Origin of the sequence: Lujinxingia litoralis (assembly GCF_003260125.1) — a bacterium.
Taxonomy (GTDB): domain Bacteria; phylum Myxococcota_A; class Bradymonadia; order Bradymonadales; family Bradymonadaceae; genus Lujinxingia; species Lujinxingia litoralis.
Genome location: NZ_QHKO01000003.1, coordinates 245574 through 267003, shown reverse-complemented (window position 1 = coordinate 267003; position 21430 = coordinate 245574). Strand labels below are relative to the sequence as shown.

General features: G+C 63.1%; 20 protein-coding genes. 8 read left to right on the top strand and 12 right to left on the bottom strand.

Translation table 11 applies throughout. The features are described 5' to 3' along the window. Positions 1–8: 8 nt before the first annotated feature. Positions 9–350, bottom strand: a complete 342-nt coding sequence (locus DL240_RS08485; protein ID WP_146618189.1) for a hypothetical protein — start codon at positions 348–350, stop codon at positions 9–11. Between the two features lie 192 nt (positions 351–542). Continuing rightward, the gene (locus DL240_RS08480; protein WP_111729449.1) at positions 543–824 is read right to left on the bottom strand and encodes a hypothetical protein; all 282 of its coding nucleotides are present in this window, start codon (positions 822–824) and stop codon (positions 543–545) included. Between the two features lie 322 nt (positions 825–1146). Here DL240_RS08480 and DL240_RS08475 point away from each other — a divergent pair, with 322 nt between their 5' ends. Continuing rightward, entirely contained in the window at positions 1147–2721 is a 1575-nt protein-coding gene (locus tag DL240_RS08475; RefSeq protein WP_146618188.1) for a hypothetical protein, read from the top strand. 21 nt (positions 2722–2742) lie between these two features. On the opposite strand, the gene DL240_RS08470 is transcribed toward DL240_RS08475, so the two are convergent. From DL240_RS08470 to rplS, 4 genes are all read right to left on the bottom strand, one after another. Next, positions 2743–3162 (bottom strand): YraN family protein, encoded by a 420-nt coding sequence (locus DL240_RS08470; RefSeq protein WP_111729447.1) that lies wholly within the window; start codon positions 3160–3162, stop codon positions 2743–2745. Between the two features lie 95 nt (positions 3163–3257). Continuing rightward, on the bottom strand, positions 3258–3935 hold the full coding sequence (gene rnhB, locus DL240_RS08465; RefSeq protein WP_111729446.1) for a ribonuclease HII: 678 nt from the start codon (positions 3933–3935) through the stop codon (positions 3258–3260). Next, on the bottom strand, positions 3932–5695 hold the full coding sequence (locus DL240_RS08460; protein WP_111729445.1) for a coiled-coil domain-containing protein: 1764 nt from the start codon (positions 5693–5695) through the stop codon (positions 3932–3934). Before DL240_RS08460 ends, rnhB begins: the two co-directional genes overlap by 4 nt. 196 nt (positions 5696–5891) lie before the next feature. Further along, positions 5892–6251 (bottom strand): 50S ribosomal protein L19, encoded by a 360-nt coding sequence (rplS, locus tag DL240_RS08455; protein ID WP_111729444.1) that lies wholly within the window; start codon positions 6249–6251, stop codon positions 5892–5894. A 312-nt stretch (positions 6252–6563) separates the two neighbouring features. On the opposite strand from rplS, the gene DL240_RS08450 reads away from it, so the two are divergent. Then, a complete protein-coding gene (locus DL240_RS08450; protein ID WP_158542443.1) occupies positions 6564–8132 on the top strand; it encodes an NAD-dependent epimerase/dehydratase family protein in 1569 nt (522 codons plus the stop codon). Continuing rightward, positions 8129–9334, top strand: a complete 1206-nt coding sequence (locus tag DL240_RS08445) for a KamA family radical SAM protein (protein WP_199589773.1) — start codon at positions 8129–8131, stop codon at positions 9332–9334. The genes DL240_RS08450 and DL240_RS08445 overlap by 4 nt, the downstream gene beginning before the upstream one ends. Here DL240_RS08445 and DL240_RS08440 read toward each other — a convergent pair. Next, a complete protein-coding gene (locus DL240_RS08440; RefSeq protein ID WP_111729441.1) occupies positions 9238–10362 on the bottom strand; it encodes an alpha/beta hydrolase in 1125 nt (374 codons plus the stop codon). The genes DL240_RS08445 and DL240_RS08440 overlap by 97 nt on opposite strands. A 155-nt stretch (positions 10363–10517) precedes the next feature. Between DL240_RS08440 and DL240_RS08435 the strand changes: the two genes are divergently transcribed. Beyond that, positions 10518–11297, top strand: coding sequence for a lysophospholipid acyltransferase family protein (locus tag DL240_RS08435; RefSeq protein WP_111729440.1), 780 nt, complete (start codon positions 10518–10520; stop codon positions 11295–11297). A 577-nt stretch (positions 11298–11874) separates the two neighbouring features. Here the strand turns inward: DL240_RS08435 and DL240_RS08430 are convergent. From DL240_RS08430 to DL240_RS08410, 5 genes are all read right to left on the bottom strand, one after another. Beyond that, positions 11875–13437: a GMC family oxidoreductase N-terminal domain-containing protein gene (locus tag DL240_RS08430; RefSeq protein WP_111729439.1), complete on the bottom strand. Its 1563-nt coding sequence runs from the start codon at positions 13435–13437 to the stop codon at positions 11875–11877. Continuing rightward, positions 13434–13967 (bottom strand): hypothetical protein, encoded by a 534-nt coding sequence (locus DL240_RS08425; protein ID WP_146618187.1) that lies wholly within the window; start codon positions 13965–13967, stop codon positions 13434–13436. Before DL240_RS08425 ends, DL240_RS08430 begins: the two co-directional genes overlap by 4 nt. 35 nt (positions 13968–14002) lie before the next feature. Then, positions 14003–14476 (bottom strand): septal ring lytic transglycosylase RlpA family protein, encoded by a 474-nt coding sequence (locus tag DL240_RS08420; RefSeq protein ID WP_199589772.1) that lies wholly within the window; start codon positions 14474–14476, stop codon positions 14003–14005. Between the two features lie 1122 nt (positions 14477–15598). Beyond that, on the bottom strand, positions 15599–16780 hold the full coding sequence (locus tag DL240_RS08415; RefSeq protein WP_111729437.1) for a thiolase family protein: 1182 nt from the start codon (positions 16778–16780) through the stop codon (positions 15599–15601). Between the two features lie 115 nt (positions 16781–16895). After that, positions 16896–19277, bottom strand: coding sequence for a 3-hydroxyacyl-CoA dehydrogenase/enoyl-CoA hydratase family protein (locus DL240_RS08410; protein WP_111729436.1), 2382 nt, complete (start codon positions 19275–19277; stop codon positions 16896–16898). A gap of 314 nt (positions 19278–19591) precedes the next feature. On the opposite strand from DL240_RS08410, the gene DL240_RS08405 reads away from it, so the two are divergent. The 4 genes from DL240_RS08405 to DL240_RS08390 all read left to right on the top strand — a co-directional run bounded on the left by DL240_RS08405 (position 19592) and on the right by DL240_RS08390 (position 21396). Continuing rightward, the gene (locus DL240_RS08405) at positions 19592–19840 is read left to right on the top strand and encodes a BolA family protein (protein ID WP_111729435.1); all 249 of its coding nucleotides are present in this window, start codon (positions 19592–19594) and stop codon (positions 19838–19840) included. A 107-nt stretch (positions 19841–19947) separates the two neighbouring features. Next, positions 19948–20355 (top strand): Grx4 family monothiol glutaredoxin, encoded by a 408-nt coding sequence (gene grxD, locus DL240_RS08400; protein ID WP_111729434.1) that lies wholly within the window; start codon positions 19948–19950, stop codon positions 20353–20355. A 178-nt stretch (positions 20356–20533) separates the two neighbouring features. Further along, entirely contained in the window at positions 20534–21046 is a 513-nt protein-coding gene (rpsP, locus tag DL240_RS20880; RefSeq protein ID WP_111729433.1) for a 30S ribosomal protein S16, read from the top strand. 83 nt (positions 21047–21129) lie between these two features. After that, positions 21130–21396, top strand: a complete 267-nt coding sequence (locus DL240_RS08390) for a KH domain-containing protein (RefSeq protein WP_111729432.1) — start codon at positions 21130–21132, stop codon at positions 21394–21396. Positions 21397–21430: the final 34 nt, after the last annotated feature.

Sequence of the window (21430 nt, the reverse complement as noted above, 5' to 3'; positions counted from 1 at the left end):
GACTCACTTCACTGAACAACGGTGTTGGAGACGCAGTGGCTCACACCACTGAGCATCACAAACTCGCGACAGACGCCGTCAGGACAGTCCTCGTCGCTACTACATTCGATCGTACAGAAGGGCTCGCTTCCCTGGTACTTGCCGCAGGTGCGGGTCTGGCATTGCAGCTGCTCTTTGTCCACGCAGCTGGCCTGGGAGTCACCGCCACCGCCCTGTACGCACGCACTTAAGTTTGGGTCATCCGGATCGATGGTGCACGCAGCATACAGATCGTCGGTACAGCCGCTAAACCAAAGAGCCAGAACGAACACGCCGACAAGCCGGACCACGTGTGCCGATCGCGATTTCACGTCACTCCTCCAAATCGATGGGGTCGAACCGAATTCGGGGTAAGGATGCCTTCGCCCCAGAGGGCGCGTCAAGGCGGGAGATGTTGCGGGATGTGCCGCGATCGCCGCGACAAAAAAGGCCGCCACGCAACATGCATGGCGGCCTTATGCCTTAAACGCGACCCGAAGGCCATGCGTCTCAGCGTCGCGAACTTACATCGCGTCTTCGGCAGGCGCTTCGTCGGTCGCCACTTCTTCGGTGGCTTCTTCTTCGGTGCCTTCTTCAGCGACCACTTCTTCGGTGGCTTCTTCTTCGGCAACTTCTTCGGTGGCTTCTTCAGCGACCACTTCTTCTTCGGCTTCTTCTTCCACGGCGGCCTCTTCGGTCACGGTGGTTTCGGCCGGAGCCTCATCGGGGGTCGCTTCGCCGCCGGAGCAAGCGGTGGTGAAAGCCATACCCAGGGCGAAGAAAGCAACAAGGATCTTGTTCAGCATGGTAACTCCTTAACGGTGTCGGGGTTCATACAAGCGCAGGCAACGCACATCGCCGCCCGCCAATGTCGGCCCAGGCCGACCCCCGCTAAGAACGGAAAAAAACGAACGTAGCGGGATCATTTGTGGAGGGCTTTAGCTTTATTCCGAGAGGGCGTCAATTTCAAGACCGAAACTTTTAGTGAAGCTGGAGCGCGCCCGGGGTACCGTTGGCCCGAACGCCGGCGGACGCTAGGATGAGTGCCGACTGAGATTGTTTCGCACGATGGAGTTCCCCCCGAGACACCAGACCACCGGGGCGAACCTTACGCAGGAGTCTGTTTTGATGGCCCTTCGACGCTTATGGATGATGTGTGTGGTGGCTCTGTTTTTGGCCACTGCGGTGGCGCCCGCCTTCGCCCAGGAGACCTCTCCACCGGAGCCCCTGGCCGGCGAAGAAGCCCGGGACCAGGCGCTACTCGACGCGGCCGACTCGATCGCCGAGCAGGTTTCCCGAATTCGCGGTTTGCCGCTCCTGAATGAGATTCCCCGCGGGGTCAAAGACCGCGAAGAGCTGCGCACGATGCTCATTGAGCAGCTCCACGACGAGATCCCAGAGGCGATCTTCGTGGCCGAGGAACAGATGTTTAAACGTCTGGGACTCTTCGGCCCGGAGGTGAACTACCGTCAGCTGATGCTCGACCTGCTTACCGAGCAGATCGCCGGATTCTACGATCAGAGCGCCAAAGAGCTCTACATTATGGTGGGCCTCCCCGAGCAGCTCCAGCACTCGGCCATGGCCCACGAGATCTTCCACGCCATCCAGGATCAGCATTTTGATATTGGCGCCTTGCTCGCCCCCTTCTCCTCCCAAGAGAACGGCGATTTTGCCCTGGCCCGCATGGCCCTGATCGAGGGGGATGCCACGGTGCTCATGATCGACTACGTGCTCTATGAGGAGAAGACGCTTCCCGCCGGACGCGCGTTGAGCGCAGCCGACATCCCCATGATCGCCGCGATGCTTCTGGAGATGGATACCGAACAGCTGGCTGCCGCCGAGCAACTAGGCGGCTCGGCGATGATCGGGGTCAACACCGATGGCGTGCCCTCATTGACTGACTCGGTCCTGGGAAGCGCCCCGCGAATCGTGCGCGATCTGCTGCTCTTTCCCTACGTCGAAGGCATGCGTTTTGTGCTACGCGCCCGTGCCAACCGCACCTGGACCGACGTCGACGCCATCTACACCAATGCCCCCGTCTCAACCTCGCAGATCCTCCACCCGGAACGCTACTTCGCCGGTGAACTTCCGCTGGATGTGCGCTTCGATGCCTCGGAAGCACTGGCCGAATATGAACCGATGTTTGATTCGGTGCTCGGTGAACTGCAGCTCCGGTCCTGGTTGGCCACGCACGCCGATGTCTATACACATCTTCCGGAGCCCGGCCCCGCCGCCGAGGGCTGGCGTGGTGACCGCCTCCTGGGCTACCGAAACGAGCAAGACCAGGTTGTTGCCGTGCATGTCAGCAGCTGGGAGAGCGAAGACGACGCTCGGGAGTTCGCGCAGTATCAGGCTCAGATTGCCGAAGCCCGCTACGGCACCAGCACAAGCCACCAGACCGGCACCCATGGCGAGTCGTGGTGTCTGCGTCACGGACCCGAGACCGACGGACACCGCGTCTATGTGGAGCGGTGGGGCGAACTGGTGTTGTTGATCGAAGGGGCCCCGTCGACGCTCGACGAAGAGGGAGCAGAGATCGATCCGACCACCTACCTGGCGCGTCAGGCAGTTTGGTCTTCGCTCTCCCGAATGCCCTTTGAAGGCACACTCCGCGATCGTGAAGCCGCCGCCCGAGAGGACATTGCCGAAGACGCCACCTCCTCGCCGAACCCACACCCGGGCGCTGACGACCCCAGCCCCTAAACGCGGCGTCCTGTCGGCCTCTCAGCAGGTGTTGCCCGAAGCGTCAAAGGCCCCCTGGATATGCTGCAGCGACGCCGGCCGAGAACTGTAGTCCACGGTGATGACGTCGAAGCGGTAGCGCGCTTGCCTACGCCCCCGCGCTCGGATGTACTCTTGAGCCAGGCGAGCGATGGTGCGGCGCTTGCGAAAGCCAACGGCCAGCGCCGGGCTATAGCGGTCGCAGCGACGCCTGCTCTTCACCTCGATAAAAGCCACCAGGAGCTCGCCACACGCAAGCTCCTGGCAGGCGACAAGATCGAGCTCGCCATGACGGAAGCGCACATTCTGGGCTTCGATGGTCCAGCCGCTGCGCTCCAGATGACGTCTGGCCAGGTCTTCACCGGCCGCGCCGAGTTGCTCGCGATCTCCGGTGTGGATCCAATCACATTGCCCTGCATTCATCGCCCCCCCTCCCCTGCTCTCAGTCAGATGACTCGCGATGCCGACGAAACGCTCTCGCACGCACAAACTGAACACCCGTTCCCGTGCGACAAGGGTTACTCGAGACTTTTTTCAAGGTGTTCTCGCACCCCTTTAAAGCTCTTTCGGTGAAGCGGAGTCGGCCCCAGCGTGGCAATGGCCTCTCGGTGGGCGGCGGTCCCGTAGCCCTTATGACCGGAGAAACCATATCCGGGCCACCGCTCTTCGGCCTGACGCATCACACGATCGCGGGAGACCTTAGCGATCACGCTGGCCGCCGCGATCGCCAGGCTTCGTCCGTCTCCTTTGACGATGGCCTGCTGCGGTAGGTCCAACTCCGGGATGATCATATTGCCATCAACCACCACCAGATCCGGGCGCTGCCCCCGTTGTCGGACGAGCGTTTCCACTGCGGAACGCATCGCCTCGAAGGTGGCCTGAAGGATGTTGATCGCGTCGATCCGCTCGGCGCTGCTGGTGGCCAGCTCGAAACGGGCGGGCTCGGCGCAGAGAGCATCAAAGAGTGCCTCGCGCTGACTTTCACGCATTTTTTTGGAGTCGTTAAGCCCCGACCAACGCGCCTCCTGACCGGGCTCCAACGACCACCAGTACGCCGCGGCATGCACCGGACCGGCCAGGGGCCCGCGTCCGGCCTCATCCACGCCAATGATGTGGAGATGCCCTCGCGAGCGCATCAGCTCCTCAAGCTCACCGATGCGGGGCTCCGAGGCCGTAAAAAGGAACTGCTGACTCATGCGTTTGCTCCCATAATCGCGATCTGCGCCTGACGTGCCGCGCTTTTAAAGACCGAAGCGAAGCGCCCGGCGTGCGAGGGGGTCATCCGTTGGGCGGGATCGCTGATCCAGACCGACTCCAGCCCCCCCGTGCCCCGACGACTTGTACTGACAAAGAGCGCCAGCGCCAGCGCGCAGATCACCACCTGGACCTCCGCCGACCGTGTGCGCTGCCAGAGTTCGAGCTGCTCACCAGTGAGCGCTTCAACCTGAAGCTGCCCCTGCGCCGAGAGCGCTACACCGTTGAATCGCTCCGAGAGCACGTGGCTGCAGACCTTTGACCACATCGCCTGCGTGCCTGCATCAAGCTGGCCCTGCGCCCAGAGCCCGCCTTTCTCGGCGACCCACCGGAGCATCTCCAGCGGCTCCTGAGGCAGGTCTTCCGCCTGTGCCGCGGCCTGTTTCTGGTCGGCCATCGTACGAATTTCCACCGGATCGGCGCCCAGCGTCTGCAGGTCATTTTCCAGCTGAAACGAGTTCATCACAAAGGCAGGCAGCTCGGCGCGTCGACTCCGCGTTTCAGTAAGCTCCGCCTGAAGGGAGTCCAGCTCCCGGCGCGCTCGCCGGTACTCGGGGTTAGTGCGTACGGTTTCCAGCTGCTTTTCAATGCGTTCAATCACGTCGCGCAACTTCTGCGCCATGGGAATGCGTGTCTGAAGCTCTTCTTCACGCTCCACACCGGCGTGGAGCAGGATGTGCTCGACACGCTCCAGGAGCATGATCTGATCTTCGCGCACCTGAGAGATGCGACGACGGATGGAGTCCAGGCGCACCTGGTGCACACTGGCCTTGCTCAGGTTGTTGTAATAGCGCAGCAGGACAAACGCCCCCAGCGCCAGCCCGGGAATGCTTCCCAGGGCCAGAATTCGGTGCGTCTGATGGAACACAAAACTGGCGATGAACGCGGTCAGCGCCAGGGCCACCGCGCCCCAGAAGAGCGGCATTTGGGTGGGAGAATCGGGTACGGAGAGTTCGATCTGACGACGCTCGGTATCCTGTTGCGCCTGCAACCTGCCGAGCTGCGTGTCGTAGTCGTCCATCCGAGCGTCGCGCTCACGCAGAAGTTCGAGCTCCCCGTCGCTGAGCTCGGCGAGCTCCACCTCGGCCAGACGCTCATGGGCCCGGGAGAGCTTTTCTTCGAGTTCAGCCCCCTCACCTAACGCCCGCTGTCCTTCATCGACGCGAAGTTCCAACTCTTTGATCTGATCTTCGAGGGACTCGACCTCCAGCGAGGTCAGGTAGAGTTCGGCGAGTTCCGGGATGCGCGGATCATCACCAAAGTTCGCGGCGTTGATGACCGCTTCCACATCGAAGTCAAAGCGCCACAGATGCACGGTGTAAAAGGTGGCCAGGTCGGGCAGATTCAGCTTCTCCTGAAGCGCCCGCTGGACCTGGGAGGCGCCCCTGGCGAGCTCTTCGTAGCCCGAGGCACTCCGGCGCTGCAGCCGCACCGAGTCGCCCTGGGCCTGTCGCACCACACGAAGGGGCGTGCCGCGAAAGGAAAACGCGCAGGCGAGTTTGATGCTGGCGCCCGGCTCAAAGAGGCGCTCGGCGAGTTCCCGGCTCTGGGCCGGATAGAGGCAGAGCACCACCAGATCCTGGACGTCGGCGGCGCTCACGCCCGAGGGCAACTCCAGGCTCTGAAAGGCCTCCTCCACGCGAATTCGCGCCGGGCGGCTCTGGCCGAGGAGGCCCTGAAAGATTAGCTCCTGAAGTTGCATGCGCTGGCTCGACAGTCCCGAGGATGAACACCGCTGGCAAGGTCGCGGCCATGATACGCCGGGCAGGCAAAGCGGGTAAAGGCACAACCCCCGCGGAGAGGGGGCCAAGAAACGCCTGCGCCCACGGCTTTCGCCGTGGGCGCAGGATGACACCAGGCGCTGCGCAGGCCCGAAGACCTACGACAGCAAGGCAAACTCAAAGGCCGCCCTTGCGCGCGCGCTTGGAGCGAATACGCGCCTTCTTACCGGAGAGTTCACGCAGGTAGTAGAGCTTGGCACGACGCACGCGACCGATCGCCGCCACTTCGATCTTTTCGATGCGGGGGCTGTGGACCGGGAAGATACGCTCCACGCCGACGCCGTTCGAGATCTTGCGCACGGTGACGGTCTCTTCGACGCCCGCGCCACTGCGGCCAAGGACAACGCCTTCGTACACCTGAACGCGCTCTTTTTCACCTTCACGAATACGCAGGTGAACGCGAACGGTGTCGCCAGGGCGGAAGTCCGGGTGGTCTTCACGCAGGTGAGCTGCGGCGATTTTCTTAAGCAATTCCATGATGCTTCTCCATCGTTCGAAATCAAAAGGCCGCCTCAAGGCGCGACGTGTGCGCGTGCTTTAGGCCGTGGCCGTACCGTGTATCAAGCTATGAAACCAGCGCGCCTGGCGAGCCGGCCTTCGGGGCGGGAGAATTTCACCGGCCCTTTAGAGTCGGGGAGAACTAACACCGAATTGGCGAGACTTCAAGTCCTTTTGACCCGGTGTGCCTGCGTCGCGAAGCCGCGATCGCGAGCCGACCTTGTCGCCCCGGGGCGATTCAGCCATAAAGGCCGGGGCGAAGCCATACTTTATCGTGGAGAAGAGACGACGATGGCAAGCAAGAACAAACGAACAAAGCGCGCTCTGGTGCTCGGCGCTGCCGGGGGGCTGGGGGTTCATGTCGTGGCAGCGCTTTCGGAGGCTGGCTGGGAGGTGGTCGCCGCCGATCGACGCCGCCTGGCGGAGACCGGCCGCGAGAGCCTGGTCGAGGGCGCCGGGGCCAGCTGGCACGTGCTTGATGATGAGCCCGATTCGCTGGCGGAGTTGATGAAGGGGTGCACGGCGTTGGTCAACGCCGCGGCTACCGTGAGCCTCTCGGAGCCCTACCAGGCACTGATGCTGGACAACGTCGAGTTGCCTCGCCAGCTCTACCTTCTGGCCGCCGACGCCGGGGTCGAGCAGATGATCCAGATCAGCTGCGCCTCGATCTACGATGGGGAGCGCGGCGTGCGCACCGAAGAGTCGCCCGCCGATCCTTATAATGACTATGAGCGGACCAAGGTCGAAGCCGAAGACCTCCTGCGCCGACTCCGCGCCCAACACGAGGAGGGGCCCGCGCTGACCATCCTGCGTCCCGGGCTGCTCTACGGGCCCGGGTGCACCGAGATGAGCGCGGGGCTGGTCACCCTGGTCGCGATGTTGCGCGATCTGGCCAGCTACCTTCCGGGGTTAAGCGGAGGCCCCCGCACCAACTGGTGCCACGCGGGTGATGCCGCCAGCGCGGTGGCCGTGGCGCTGGAGCATGCCGACGCGCGCGATACCACGCTGAACGTGGGCGACGACACCACGCTGAGTTTTGGCGAAGTACTCACCTCGATCGCCGAGGGCTACGGCATCGATCTGGGCCCCTCGGTACCGATGCCCACGGTGACCTTCTGGGCGATGATCAGCCCCTTGATCGACAACGAATTTGCCTTTGGCCGCATGCGCGGGCTCTTGCGGCTCTTGTGGAAGCGGGTGCAACGCGAACACGGGCTCAGCAGCCCGCTGCGGCCCCGACTCGATCGCAACGCCCTGTTCTACGTGCGCGAAGACGCGGTAGTCGTCTCCGAGAAGTTGCGCCAGATGGGCTGGGCGCCGGTCTGGACGGACTTTCGCCAGGGGATCGTGCCCACCATCCGCTGGTATCAGCAGGCTGGATGGGTGCCGCGCTTTGACACCGAAGCGCTCCAGGAGCGTCGGGACGGTCGGGTCAAGAGTCAGTACAGCTTCACCGAGCGCGGCCTCGGTGAGATCACAGGCAGCCGCCGGGCAACCTCGTTGACGCTGGACATGGAGGTGACGCTGGGGCAGTGGCCGGCGCCGATGATGCCCATGGAGGGGTGCGTGGAGGGTTCGATCACGATCCCCGGGCTGGTGCGGGAAGCCCCCCTGGAGGGGACGGTTGAGCTGCGCTGGGAGCCGCTGCCGACGATGCGCTACGAATTCGGATTTAACGACGAGCTGGGGCAAGCCCACCGCATGAGTCTGGTACGTGAGATGCGCCTTCCGCGGCCGCTCTGCTCCTGGAGCACCTGCCGCGGAACGCTCATCGATCGCTACGGCGAAGACGCCGGGCGAGTGCAGCTCTGTGATGAACCCGCCGGAAAACCCAACGCCTGGCTGGGAGTGCGCGCGTGACACGTATCGACTTTGATCCCGGCCCCCTCCCCTCACTGCGCTCCTCATATGAGCGGCGCCCGGCGCGTTTTTCGGACGTAGACCGGGCCAGCTGGGAGAGCTGGCACTGGCAACATCAGAACCGTCTGCGCAAGCTCGAGCACTTTGAGGAGGTGCTCACGCTGAGCGATGCCGAACGCCGGGCCTTTGAGCAAAGTGCGGCTCGCTTTCGGGTGGCGGTGACACCGCATTACGCGGCATTGATGGCCACGGCCAATCCGGGCTGTCCGGTGCGCCAGCAGGGACTTCCCCAGCCTGGCGAACTCCGCCACTACGATTTTGAGCTGGAGGATCCCCTGGCCGAAGAGGCGCATATGCCGGTGCCCGGGATCACGCATCGTTATCCCGACCGGGTCCTCTTCTATGTGTCGCACCACTGTCCGGTGTACTGCCGTCATTGTACTCGCAAGCGCAAAGTCTCGGATCCGACCACGGCTGCGGCCCGCGATCAAATTGAGGCCGGACTGCATTACATCCGCACCACCCCCACGGCCCGCGACGTGGTGATCAGCGGGGGCGATCCCCTCACGCTCTCGGACGCCCGTCTGCGCGAGATTCTGGAGGCATTGCGGTCCATCGAGCATGTGGAAGTGATTCGCCTGGGCACCCGTAACCCGGTGACTCTTCCGCAGCGCATCACCCCGGAGTTATGCGAGATCCTGCGGGCGGCGAGCCCGGTCTTTGTGCATACGCACTTCAATCACCCGGACGAACTCAGCCAGGAGAGCGCCCGGGCGCTGAGGATGCTCCTGGATGCGGGCTGCGTGCTTGGCAATCAGATGGTGCTCTTGCGCGGCGTCAACGACCAGCCGGAGACGGTGATGGAGCTCAACCGCCAACTGCTGCGCCTGGGATGTCGCCCCTACTACATGTTGCAGTGCGACATGGCCGCGGGGATCTCGCATTTTCGCACGCCGCTGACGACCGGTCTGCAGATCATGGATCATTTACGCGGGCGCATCGGCGGGATGGGCGTGCCTCATTTTGTGGTCGATCTGCCCGGGGGCGGAGGCAAGGTCGAACTGGTTCCCGATCAGATTGAAGGCCGCCACGACTCGCCATGGGGTCAGGTCGTGACCTTTCGCAACTTCGCTGGCGAGCGCTTTGAGTTTGTCGATGTCGACCCTCCCCGGCTTGATGCGCACGGTGACGATGAGCGTTGATCAGGACGACGACCGCCCTCGGGGGGGCAGATGGCGTCGAGAAAGCCCAGCAACTTCTGCCAGTAGGTCCGGCTGGCCGGGCGCCAGGGGAAGGCGTGAAAGCTGTGAAACTCACCGGTGAAATAGTGGGCGCAGATCCGTGCCCCCAGGCGATTGGCGGCCCGCTCCAGGCGACGCGTATCGTCTAAAAGCGGGTCGGCGGTGCCCACTGCGGTAAAAAACGCCGGTAACTCCGCGTCGAGCCGCTCCAGTTGCTCAAGTACCACCAGGGGATCGACCAGCGGGCAGGACTCGGGGTCGCGGGTGCGCAGGTAGGCCTCGGAAGCCTCGTAGAGCCGGTCGGTTACAAACGCGGGGAGCCGACGGCGATGCTCAAAGCGCCGGGGGTTGGAGACCTGCAGGTAGCCACAGGTGGGAATGATCGCCCGGGGTGCCGCGTAATTCTCGGAGAGGCCCCGGGCCCAGGGCTCATCCGACGCGACCAGATGCGCCAGCCCCAGCGCGAGCGCCACATTCGCCCCGGATGACTCTCCGGCCACCACCCAGGGAAGGTTCTCAATGCCCAGCTCGGGGGCCTGCGCGCTCATCCAGACGCGGGCCGCCCGGGCGTCTTCCACGGCGGCCGGATAGGGATGCTCCGGTGCCAGGCGATAGTCGATGGCCAGCACCGCGTAGCCATGACGCGCCAGAATCCAGGGCATGGGCCAGTGGCTGTCTTTGGAGCCGATGCGGAAGCCGCCGCCGTGAATGTAGAGAATGATGGCCCGCGGGCGTTGACCGTCGGGCCGATAGAAGTCGGCGCGCCCGCTGTGTTCGCGGTCGCCATATCTGAGATCGCGTTGAATCTTGACCGGGTAGCGAGTCCGCCCGAGATCAATGTCGATTAACCCCAATGTGTCCAGACCGGCGAACGCGCTGCGGATCGCGACGTCCGCCAGGCGTCGCTCCAACTCCACCGGCATCACGCGGCCCTGAAGGCGTCGCATCCAGCGGTGCGGCGTTCGGGTTGCGGACGTGTCGGAGGCCATGTGCGTTCCTTAGAAAGGGTTCTGGAAGAGTTCAGCAAAGCCATTCAAAAGCAGTGCAAACAAAACCTAGCGACATTTACGACAAAGAAAAGCGAAACACAGCAAAAACGAACACCTTATGAACATGACGCAACGGCACTAGCCTTCGAGACGATATGAAACCCTCCATCCCGATCGACAGTTGGAGCGTGAAAGCCGTGCGGCGAGCGCTCTCGCCATTGCATCGTTACTTCGATGTGCAACTGGAAGGCGTGGAGCATGTTCCGCGTCAGGGGCCGGCGTTTCTGGTGGGCAATCACGCGCTGCTGGGCATCGACAGCTTCGTGCTCTTCCCGGCGTTGATGCGCGAGTTTGAGCGGGTTCCCCGTGGCCTGGCGCTGCGCAGCCTCTTCGACAATCCGGTGATGGGGCGGTTGCTGCACGATGTGGGCATCGTCCCGGGCTCACGCACCAGCGGGGTTGCTCTGCTGGGTAACGGCCAGCTCGTGGTGACCTACCCCGGAGGCATGTCAGACTCAGTCAAGGGCCGGCATCAGCGCTACACCCTGCAGTGGCGCAATCGCAGTGGATTTGCACATGTGGCGTTGCGCTCCGGGGTCCCGGTGACTCCGGTGGCGGCGGTGGGCCCCGATGAGATTTTCCCGATCTTGAGCCGCCGCGGGATCTTTCCGGTGAGCTTTCTGGGCGATCACCGGGAGCGCGCGCCGGCGTTTTTACCGGTGGCTCGACCGGTGCGTTGCGTGTTCCGCTTCGGCGAGCCCGTCCCCCTGCCCGAGATTGCCGCTGAGTTTGACGCAGCCCGCGAGCTCCCCACCGACCTGGAACCGGCATGTCAGGCCTATGCCCGCCAGGTGGAGGGCGCGCTGGATCGTCTGATCCGCGAGACGCTGGACGATCACCCGCAGCGGCGTCGCTTTCGCCTGCCGGGGAGCTGACCCTCGGTCAGCCGAAGCGGGGGCGTTGGAGCTGACCCTCGGTCAGGCGAAGCGGGGGGGCAGGCGAAGCGGGGGCGTCGGAGCTGCCCCTCGGTCAGGCGAAGCGGGGCGAAGCGGGGGCGAAGCGGGGGCGTCGGAGCTGACCCTCGGTCAGGCGAAGCGGGGGCGTCGGAGCTGACCCTCGGTCAGGCGGAGCGGGGCGTCGGAGCTGACCCTCGGTCAGGCGGAGCGGGGGCGTCGGAGCTGACCCTCGGTCAGGCGGAGCGGGGGCGTCGGAGCTGACCCTGGGTCAGGCGGAGCGGGGCGTCGGAGCTGACCCTCGGTCAGGCGAAGTTGCCGAAATCTTGGAAAAAAACCTGACCGGGGGTCGGTCGAGGAACTGACCCTGGGTCAGCCGAAGGCACCGAAATCTAAGAAAAATGCATGTTCGGGGGTCGGCATCCCGGCCCCGAAAAACGGTCCAAGGGTCGGCATACTTACTCCTCTCCCTGATGCTTAATGTCCGCGAGTTCGGGCGGCTTTAGAAAGACATCCTGAGCCTGCGATCCTGAACCCTAACGTGGTGAATGCGCGCATCTCAGCGTGCGGGCAGACTCTCCCTCACCGCCCGGGCGACCCGACGACCGAAGGCATAGATGGGAATCTGGGGCGGACCGCCGATGGAGGTCGGAAAGAGCGAGCCGTCGGCGACAAAAAGCCCCCGGACATGGTGATAGGCCCCATGGCTGGTGGTGACACTGGAGGCCGGGTCTTGCCCCATCCAGAGCGTGGACATCGGGTGCACAGCGACCAGAGAGGGATTAAATGGCCCGAGTTCGGTGGCACTGAGTTCGTCGAGGGAGGCAGGAGAATCAAGTACACGCGGCGGAGATGTGGGTAAGATCACCTGCCGGGCCCCGGCTGCAAAGAGGATACGGGCGGCTTCACGTAGCCCCAACGCGATCTGCTCCAGCTCTCCGCGGTCGGGACGATAATGAATGCCAACACGCTCGCCATCTCGGGGACGCACCTGACCGCTGTAGTGGTCATGTACCATTGCGATGATCGCAGCGACGTGCGGGTAGCTGCGCATCATCGCCGCATGAGAGGCGCCAAACCCGGGCATCAACCCGGCCGCAGCTCCCGGGTGAGCAAACCCCGAGACAAGCCAGACCCGCTCTCGGGCCCCCTGTCCGAACTGCAGAAACTGGGTGCATTCCGCGGACTGGGGCACGCCCTTCCATCCATCCACCCGCTCGTCAAAAACCCCCATGACAAAGGCCCCGGGGTGGATATGAAGCCGGCGGCCGGCCAGGCCCTGCGGGTCCTTAAGCCCGCTCCTGATGACCAGCGAAGCGGAGTTGGTTGCGCTTGCTCCGAGGACCACGCGCTGTGCGCGCACCTCAAAGGGGTGAAGCTCGGTGCCGGTCCGCGGGTCGACGGCGTGCCCGGCCACCCCGCACATACGGGAGCCTCGGGTGAGCAAACGATCGACGCGGGCGTGAATCAGCGCTCGCCCGCCCGCCTTAAGCGCCGGCGGAACAAGCACCTTGGCGGCGTTCTGCTTTCCGTTGTTCGGGCAACCGAGCTCGCACATGCCGGATTGCTGGCATCCCTGACGGTTGTGGGCGAGTATCCCGTGGCGGTAGTTCAGAGCACGGGCGCCCCGGAGTAACGCCTGATTGTTGGCGTTGACCCGGTCAGCCGGGACCCGATGCACGCCCAGGAGCTCTTCGACCGTCTCGAAGTCGCGGCGCAAGGACTCATCGAGGTCTTCGACGCCCTGCTCTTTCCAGATCTCCAGAATCTCGTCTGGAAGCCGCTTGCACAGGTTGGTGTTGTGCAAGGTCGAGCCCCCTACCCCGCGGCCCTGCATGACGGTGATGGCCTGATCGACCGTGGCCCGGGAAGCGCCCTCCATAAAAAGCTGTGGGATCATCAGCTCTTCTCGGCAGCGCATCGCTTCAGGCGGAAAGTAGCCGCCCAGCTCTACGGCGATGACATCGACCCCGGCTCGGGCCAGGTCATGAAAGGCCATGCATCCGCCAGCGCCCAGCCCCACCACCACAACGTCTGCCGAAAGGCGAATGGCCTCGTCACTTGCGGTAGCCGAACGCATGCCTTCTGGTAAATCATGCTGCGGGTGCCGAAGCTCGCTCATCGTCTGTCCTCCGGAACCCCCGGGTTTTCGTCCAGGCTGTACCCAATCCCTCCCCAGGTCCCGGGGCGCGACCAGTATCCCATCATGCTCGCCGCCTTAAGCGCCTTAAACATCGCGTTCGCCGAGAGGAGCGAAGAGCTCTCCAGTGTGACCAGCAGACGATCCACATCGTCATCCCCCAATCGGGAAAATCTCTGCCGGCGTGGCCCGAACGCATATGGCGAGTACTCCAGCAGGGCCAGCATCGCCTGAAACTCCTCCCGAGTCGCCGGCGGCATCCCGGAGATGAACCCGAGCGCCGCCTCCAGCGCACCACTCTCAGCGGGTGCAGGAAGATCACCGTGATCCGGTACGCAGAGGCGCTCCAGTGCACGGGCCAGAACCTCCTCCAGCCAGGGCGGCATCCCGGCCGGATTTGGCGCGGGCTCCCGAGCCAGCTGTGCAAGCAAACGAGCGGAGCGCACAAGCCCCACGGTCTGAAGGCGAGCGAACACCAGTTCGGGTGCCTGGCCCGATAGACGACGCAGCATAGAACGCACGAAGGCCCCCGGGGTCGAAAAGTGCATCAGGGATTGGAAACGTACGAGCCGTCGCCCCAGGCCTCGATCTGCAGAATCACCGGGACCGTCCCGGCCTCCAGCATCCCCAGGTCGCGTGCGGCGGCACGAGAAAGATCGATGATGCGCCCCTGGATAAAGGGCCCACGGTCCGTAATACGCACCACCACCGAGCGACGGCTCTCCGGCTCAATCACCCGTACAATCGTGTGGAAGGGTAAGGTCTTATGGGCCGCCGTAAAGCCTTCCATATCATAGAGTTCCCCACTGGCGGTCTGGCGACCGTGGAATCGATCCCCGTACCAGCTGGCGATACCTCGCAGCGCGTGCTCCTTACCGTCAGGAGAGCCTTGCCGGTGAGTAACGAGATCGCGGTGTGGATCGCCCGCCCCCGGAGCGGTCGCGCAAGCAGAAATCCAGATGGCGATGGTGCCCAGCATAAATTGGCGAACAATCGCCAGGAGTTCATACCGCTTCCACATGGACTACCTCATTGGCACTTCTACATCGGGGCCAGCACTTTACCTCCACCACGTCGCCCGGGCACTCCGGCGAACGCTCGGATGGTGCCAGCCGCGGCGAGGCGACACAAGGAGAGGGCCCATCGTGAGCAGCGGTGTCAGATTACTGGCGCTAAGACGTCCCTCGGTCGGACGGTTCTACGGGCCCGAGTCGGACATTTACGCGCCTGGCATGCCTCTCACCGGAAACACGCAAAGACTCAAACACCCTTTATTTCACAACAACTTAGAACGACCGAGGGTCGGAACTCCCAACGTCCGTAGGTCAGACTTTTCGACGCCACACCCTCTCCTCGTCGAAATCACACAAACACTCAAATCCCCTTACTTAGCAATAACTTAAGCCGACCGAGGGTCAGACATTTCGTTCACATGGACTACCTCATTGGCACTTCTACATCGGGGCCAGCACTTTACCTCCACCACGTCGCCCGGGCACTCCGGCGAACGCTCGGATGGTGCCAGCCGCGGCGAGGCGACACAAGGAGAGGGCCCATCGTGAGCAGCGGTGTCAGATTACTGGCGCTAAGACGTCCCTCGGTCGGACGGTTCTACGGGCCCGAGTCGGACATTTACGCGCCTGGCATGCCTCTCACCGGAAACACGCAAAGACTCAAACACCCTTTATTTCACAACAACTTAGAACGACCGAGGGTTGGAACTCCGACGAGGGTCGGAACTCCCAACGTCCGTAGGTCAGACTTTTCGACGCCACCCCCTCTCCTCGTCGAAATCACACAAACACTCAAATCCCCTTACTTAGCAACAACTTAAGACGACCGAGGGTCAGACAGTTCGTCAGGGTCAGACAGTTCGTCCATAACTTAAGACGACCGAGGGTCAGACATTTCGTTCATGACTTAAGATAACCGAGGGTCAGACGGCTCGTCCCGGGGTCGGACTCGCACGACGCCCCTCGGTCAGAATTTTCGACGTCCCCCGGTCCCCTTTCCGACTTCTATCGGACCTGCTGGCTACCAGGCACAAAAAAGCCGGGCCCCTTCACGGGGCCCGGCTCAGCGAGCTTCGGCTTTCACCTCATTCCCGCCGCTCAACGGCAGCTGTGAGGCTCAGGCATGTGCCTCAGTCTTCGACGCGCTCAAAGAGCGCAGCCGCGCCCATGCCACCACCGATGCACATCGAGACGATGCCGTAGCGACCGCCGGTCTTCTCCAGCGAGCGAAGAAGCGTTCCGGCCATACGCGTACCGCTCACACCCAGGGGGTGACCCAGGGCGATGGCGCCACCATGGATGTTGAGCTTGGCCGGGTCCACGCCCAACTCGCGGGCGCAGTAAACAGCCTGGCTGGCGAACGCCTCGTTGATCTCGAAAAGATCGATGTCTTCGATGCTCAGGCCGGTAGCCTTGAGAAGCTTGCGGATGGCCGGGACCGGACCAATACCCATGATATCCGGGTCCACACCGGCGACCTGGAAGGCACGGTAGTAGCCCATGGGCTTCACACCGAGTTCGTCGGCTTTCTCTTTGCTCATCAGCACGACGGCGGCCGCGCCATCGGTGAGCGGCGAGGCGTTACCGGCAGTGACGCTACCCTTCGGGTTGAAGGCCGGGCGCAGCTTCGCCAGGGCTTCCACCGAGGAGCCCGGACGCGGACCATCGTCTTTATCAACGGTCACATCGTGGCGCTTGCCGTCGGGGCCGACCACCTGGGTCTTCACCGGGAGCACTTCGCCGGCGAGGAAGCCATCTTCCCATGCGGCGAGAGCTTTTTCGTGGCTGGCCAGGGCGAAGGCGTCCTGATCTTCGCGGGCAACCTCAAAGCGACTCGCCACGTTCTCAGCGGTGGTGCCCATCGGGATGTAGATCTCGGGGTACTCTTCCATGGTCTGCGGGTTGGCCGAGACCTTGTTGCCGCCCATGGGGATCATGGTCATCGACTCGGTGCCACCGGCCACGGCCACGTCCATCGCTCCCACCATGATGCGCTCGGCCATCTGCGAGATGGTCTGCACACCCGAGGAGCAGAAACGGTTGACGGTCAACCCGGGGACGCTGTTGGGGAGACCGGCCATCACCGAGGCGATGCGGGCCACGTTCATGCCCTGCTCAGCCTCCGGCATCGCGCAGCCCATGGCCACATCACCAATGTCTTCGGGGTCAAGACCTTTCACCTTGGCGACCGCTTCTTTGATCACGAGCGCAGCCATGGTGTCGGGGCGGGTATCTTTGAGGCCGCCTTTGTAAGCACGGGTAAAGGGGGTGCGCACATACGAGGCGACCACAACGTCACGAAGAGAAGTCATAAGGTATATCTCCTGATTCGGCGGGCATCACAGCTTGAGGCGCTCGCCGGGGTACTCGTTCGGGAAAACAAACCGAGGTCTGCGGCCGACCATTCCGGCCGCAGACCCATCGCGCTTAGTTACGCAGCGGCTTGTTGTTCAGCACCATGTACTGCATACGCGCCTGGCTCTTCTCTTCGCCACAGAGCGACATGAAGGCTTCGCGCTCCAGGTCGAGCAGCGTCTGCTCGTCGACCAGAGTCGCGGGGTTGGTCTCACCGCCGCAAAGCACGTTGGCGAGCTTACGCCCGATGAGGCGATCGTGGGCCGAGATCACGCCGTTTTCCTGCATGCTGTAGAGGAGCATGTCGATGGTGGCGGCGCCGTCCGGACCGAGCAGACGGAACTTAGAGGGGCGCGGCGGCTTAAAGCCGGCACGGGCCATCCCCAAAACGCGCTGCTTGGCGTCGAAGAGGAGGTTCTCGGCGTTGATGGTCACGCCATCGCTGGCGTTGAGGAAACCATACTCCCGGGCAGCTTCGGCGCTCGTGGCCACCTCGCCCATCCCGATGGCCATGAAGACCTTGCGCAGGAAGGGGAAGGGATCGAACTCTTTGTTGTCGGAGTGCGGCCCGAAGACGTTACGCATCAGCTGCAGGTTACCGCCGCCGCCGGGAATCAGACCCACGCCGACTTCCACCAGGCCCATGTAGAGTTCGCCGGCCGCCTGAATGGCGTTGGCGCCCATGGTCACCTCGGCGCCACCACCGAGCGTCAGGCCCTTGGGCGCGGAGACAACCGGCTTCCAGCTGTAACGCATACGCTGGTTGGCATCCTGGAAGGACTTGACCATCGACTCGATGGGCTCCCACTGACCAGACTGCGCGTTCATGTACACCAGGACCAGGTTGGCACCGGCCGAGAAGTTGGTGGCATCGTTGCCGATGACCAGACCTTCCCAGTTAGCCTCAACTTCGTCGATCGCCTGGTGCATCATCTCGATGAGCTCAGGATCGATGGCGTTCATCTTGGTGTGGAACTCAAGCAGCGCCACGCCGTCGCCCATATCGTGGAGCGAGGCCGAGGAGTTGCCGAGGATCTTGGTAGCGCCCTGACGCTTAAGCAGACCGACGCTAATAGCCTTCTCGCTGCGCTCGATCGCCTTGTAGCTCTTGGAGGCGACGTCGTAGTAGAGGTCGGTGGCTCCGTCCTGCTTGTAGAAGCTCTCGGCACCCGAGGCGATCATCTCGTCGATCCAGGCGGGAACTTCAATGTCGTGCGCCTTCATCTGGTCGTAGGCCCACTGAAGACCCAGGGCGTCCCAGGTCTCGAAGGGACCCAGATCCCAGTTGAAGCCCCAGCGCATACCGCGGTCGATGTTCACCACATCGTCGGCGATCTCGCCCATGCGGCGCGCGGTGTAGGCGAGCGAGCGCAGGGTGACTTCGCGGGCGAATTCAGCGGCTTTATCGTCGCCGTCGACCACGACCTTCTTGATACGCTGCGCCGGCGCGCCCTTGGCTTTGCCGATGGAGGCAAACTCGGGCTTTTCGCGGTCGCGGTACGCAAGGGTGTTGAGATCCAGGGTCTGGATGCCGCCCTTACCCTTTTTGTAGAAACCACCACCAGCCTTCTGCCCGGTGAGGCCCTTCTCGACCAGGGTGCCCATGAAGTCGGGAACCTGGAAGATCTCGCGCTCTTCATCTTCGGTGAGCGTGTCGTAGCAGTTTTTAGCCACGTGCACGAAGGTATCCAGACCGACCATATCGGCGGTGCGGAAGACGGCCGACTTCGGGCGACCCATGGCTTTGCCGAAGACGGTATCGACGCCTTCGATGCTCATCTCGTACTTCTTCATCAGGTGCATGATGGTCATCATGCCATGCACGCCGATGCGGTTGGCGATGAAGTTGGTGGTGTCCTTGCCAAAGACGATACCCTTGCCGAGCACGTCGCTGCCGAATTCCACCATCGCGTCCACAACTTCCGGCGCGGTGTCGGGGCCCTCGACCAGCTCGAGGAGCTTCATGTAGCGCACCGGGTTGAAGAAGTGCGTCACGATAAAGCGCTTCTTAAAGCTCTCGGAGCGACCTTCCAGCATGCCCTCAATAGAGAGGCCGGAGGTGTTCGAGGAGATGATGGCGTGGTCGTTGACGTGGGCTTCGACCTTATCGAAGGTCGCCTTTTTGATCGCCATCGTCTCGGGCACGGCCTCAACGATCCAGTCGACCTCGGCGAACCAGTCGAGGTTGTCGTCCATGTTGCCGACGGTGATCCGATCCAGATCGCGCTTGCTGTAGATCGGCGAGGGCTTGGTCTTGGCCAGCAGCGCCTTGTTGCGGGTCGCGATGCTGTTGCGGAACGCCGGGTCGTTGACATCGTCTTTCTCGCCCGGATTAAAGGGCACGATATCAAGCAGATAGACCTCGATGCCGGCGTTGGCAAGATGTGCGGCGATGCCGCTGCCCATGACGCCAGAACCGATGACGGCAGCCTTTCGAATGCGCTTCGTGGCCATGAAACTCCTTCCTGATAGTGGTTGCGGTAAATCAACTCTCTAAGAGCGCCCTGCCTTATAGTGAGAAGGTCTTTTGGGGGTCAAGACAAACCCCCGGACGTCCCTCGGACCGGGCCCAGCGCAGCTGTAAGCACCGTTGCGCGGGAACCAAATAAGATCTCGCCGGCGGCGCCTCGCCCACTCTCCTCCAAACCCTCGGTGGCTTGCGCCGGACTCCGGGAGCAGCTAATAGGCCTTTGTCCCGGCCCCCTTCCCAAACGCGTTGCGCGGGGGCCCTTTCCCTTTGAAAGCGACGCCGCCAGACGAGGCCAGATATGATCGAAGCGCAAACAATCGTGGAGCGGATTCAGGCCGCACTGCCCGACGCCCGGGTTCAGGTCCAGGATCTCACCGGAACGATGGATCACTACAAAGCCGTGGTGGTCTCGGAGCACTTCGCCGGCAAGACGCTGGTGGCGCGCCATCGGGCGATCTATCAGGCGCTGGCCGAAGAGATGAAAGGCCCGATTCACGCGCTGACCCTGGAAGTATTCACTCCCGAGGAGTGGGACGCCCGGGGCTAACCGACTGGAATGCAGTCGGTCCCCCGGTCGTTTTGAGGGGCGGATTTTACGCCCGGATCAACGCAAGCGTTCAGCATCTAAACTTATCGGACCACGAGGCACCCCCTATGAGCGACGAAAAGAAGTCCATCTCTCTCCCCCTGGCTAACCCGGAGAAGTCCGTTGAGGCCGCTCGCCCGCGCACTCGCGAGGAAGGCGGCGACGTCCTCTCGGAGATCGCCCGCGAGGTCGCCGACCACGCCGTCGTCCTGTACATGAAGGGGCAGCCCGAGCAGCCGATGTGCGGGTTTTCGGCGCGCGCCGCGGCGATTCTGGCCAGCTACAACAAGCCCTTTTACGCGGTCGACATCCTGGTCGACCCGGCCAAGCGCCAGGGGATCAAGGAGTTTTCCAGCTGGCCGACCATCCCCCAGGTCTACGTCGGCGGGGAATTTGTCGGCGGCTCCGACATCCTGATGCAGCTCCACGAAAACGGCGAACTTGCCGCGCTCATCACGGCGGCGGTCGGCGAGTGAGAACGCCGGCTTTGGCAAGGCCCTCTGGGCTCTTGACAGCACCGAAGGAGCGCCTTAAGTTGCCACACCTTTACACGGTCCTCTAAATGCGTGGACTGTTGGCTGCAGGTCCGCGCGCTCGAAATCATAGTGAAATCACAGTACGAACCAGCTTTATTAAAGCGGAGATGAAACGCACATGACTGTCCGACTTCGACTTCAACGCCACGGCGCCAAGAAGCGCCCCTTCTACCGCGTGGTCGCCGCCGACCAGCGCTCCCCTCGCGATGGTCGTTTTATTGAGGTGCTGGGCACCTATGACCCGATGCAGGAGCCGGCCGCCCTTCGCCTCAATGGCGAGCGCGTCGACTACTGGTTGAGCGTGGGCGCGCAGCCCAGCGACACCGTCCGTTCGCTGATCCGCAAGCTTCGCCGCGGCGAGCTGGGCATCGACCTGGCCGCCGAAGGTGCCGAGAAGGCCGCCAAGGAAGCCGCCGCGCTGGCCAAGAAAGAAGCTCTGGAAGCTGCTCGCGCCAAGATCGCTGAAGAGGCCAAGGCCGCTGAAGCCAAGAAGGCCGAGGAAGAAGCTGCCAAGAAAGCCGAAGAAGCCGCCAAGAAAGCTGCTGAAGAAGCGGCTGCTCAGGGCGAATCGGCTGAAGGTGAGGCCGCCGAAGGCGACGCCGAAACCAAAGCCGAAGGCGAAGAGGGCTAAGCACCTCTGAGCTTCGAAGGTACACGTGACGAGCCCGTTTTTATGACGGGCTCGTTGCATTTCCAGCATAAGGATCTCCTGCGATGAGCAACCACACCCCCGAAGACGCGCTCAACAGCTACGTCGACCTGGTACGCTTTCTGGCGAGTTCGCTGCTCGATGAAGACGTGGAGTTTGAAGTTCGCGGGCAGACGCTACGCGACCAGCTCCGTATTGAACTGGCCGTTGAAGAGAGTCACCGCGGCCGCGTGATCGGTCGGGGTGGTCGCATCGCCCGCGCGATGCGTACGCTGGTCGAAGCCGCGGCGGTACCCAACCACCTGCCGGTGGTCATCGACATCGTCGACTGAGTCGGCCCCCCTGCTCCCACCGAGAGTTCGTAAC

Coding starts and splice junctions, on each gene's coding strand:
- rplS (WP_111729444.1), bottom strand. CDS start 6,251: ATGGAATTGCTTAAGAAAATCGCCGCAGCTCACCTGCGTGAAGACCAC.
- DL240_RS08425 (WP_146618187.1), bottom strand. CDS start 13,967: ATGCTGCGTCGTCTATCGGGCCAGGCACCCGAACTGGTGTTCGCTCGC.
- rnhB (WP_111729446.1), bottom strand. CDS start 3,935: ATGAGTCAGCAGTTCCTTTTTACGGCCTCGGAGCCCCGCATCGGTGAG.
- DL240_RS08390 (WP_111729432.1), top strand. CDS start 21,130: ATGAGCAACCACACCCCCGAAGACGCGCTCAACAGCTACGTCGACCTG.
- DL240_RS08435 (WP_111729440.1), top strand. CDS start 10,518: ATGAAACCCTCCATCCCGATCGACAGTTGGAGCGTGAAAGCCGTGCGG.
- DL240_RS08405 (WP_111729435.1), top strand. CDS start 19,592: ATGATCGAAGCGCAAACAATCGTGGAGCGGATTCAGGCCGCACTGCCC.
- DL240_RS08475 (WP_146618188.1), top strand. CDS start 1,147: ATGGCCCTTCGACGCTTATGGATGATGTGTGTGGTGGCTCTGTTTTTG.
- DL240_RS08415 (WP_111729437.1), bottom strand. CDS start 16,780: ATGACTTCTCTTCGTGACGTTGTGGTCGCCTCGTATGTGCGCACCCCC.
- DL240_RS08450 (WP_158542443.1), top strand. CDS start 6,564: ATGGCAAGCAAGAACAAACGAACAAAGCGCGCTCTGGTGCTCGGCGCT.
- DL240_RS08440 (WP_111729441.1), bottom strand. CDS start 10,362: ATGGCCTCCGACACGTCCGCAACCCGAACGCCGCACCGCTGGATGCGA.
- DL240_RS08430 (WP_111729439.1), bottom strand. CDS start 13,437: ATGAGCGAGCTTCGGCACCCGCAGCATGATTTACCAGAAGGCATGCGT.
- DL240_RS08460 (WP_111729445.1), bottom strand. CDS start 5,695: ATGCAACTTCAGGAGCTAATCTTTCAGGGCCTCCTCGGCCAGAGCCGC.
- rpsP (WP_111729433.1), top strand. CDS start 20,534: ATGACTGTCCGACTTCGACTTCAACGCCACGGCGCCAAGAAGCGCCCC.
- DL240_RS08470 (WP_111729447.1), bottom strand. CDS start 3,162: ATGAATGCAGGGCAATGTGATTGGATCCACACCGGAGATCGCGAGCAA.
- DL240_RS08410 (WP_111729436.1), bottom strand. CDS start 19,277: ATGGCCACGAAGCGCATTCGAAAGGCTGCCGTCATCGGTTCTGGCGTC.
- DL240_RS08480 (WP_111729449.1), bottom strand. CDS start 824: ATGCTGAACAAGATCCTTGTTGCTTTCTTCGCCCTGGGTATGGCTTTC.
- grxD (WP_111729434.1), top strand. CDS start 19,948: ATGAGCGACGAAAAGAAGTCCATCTCTCTCCCCCTGGCTAACCCGGAG.
- DL240_RS08420 (WP_199589772.1), bottom strand. CDS start 14,476: ATGTGGAAGCGGTATGAACTCCTGGCGATTGTTCGCCAATTTATGCTG.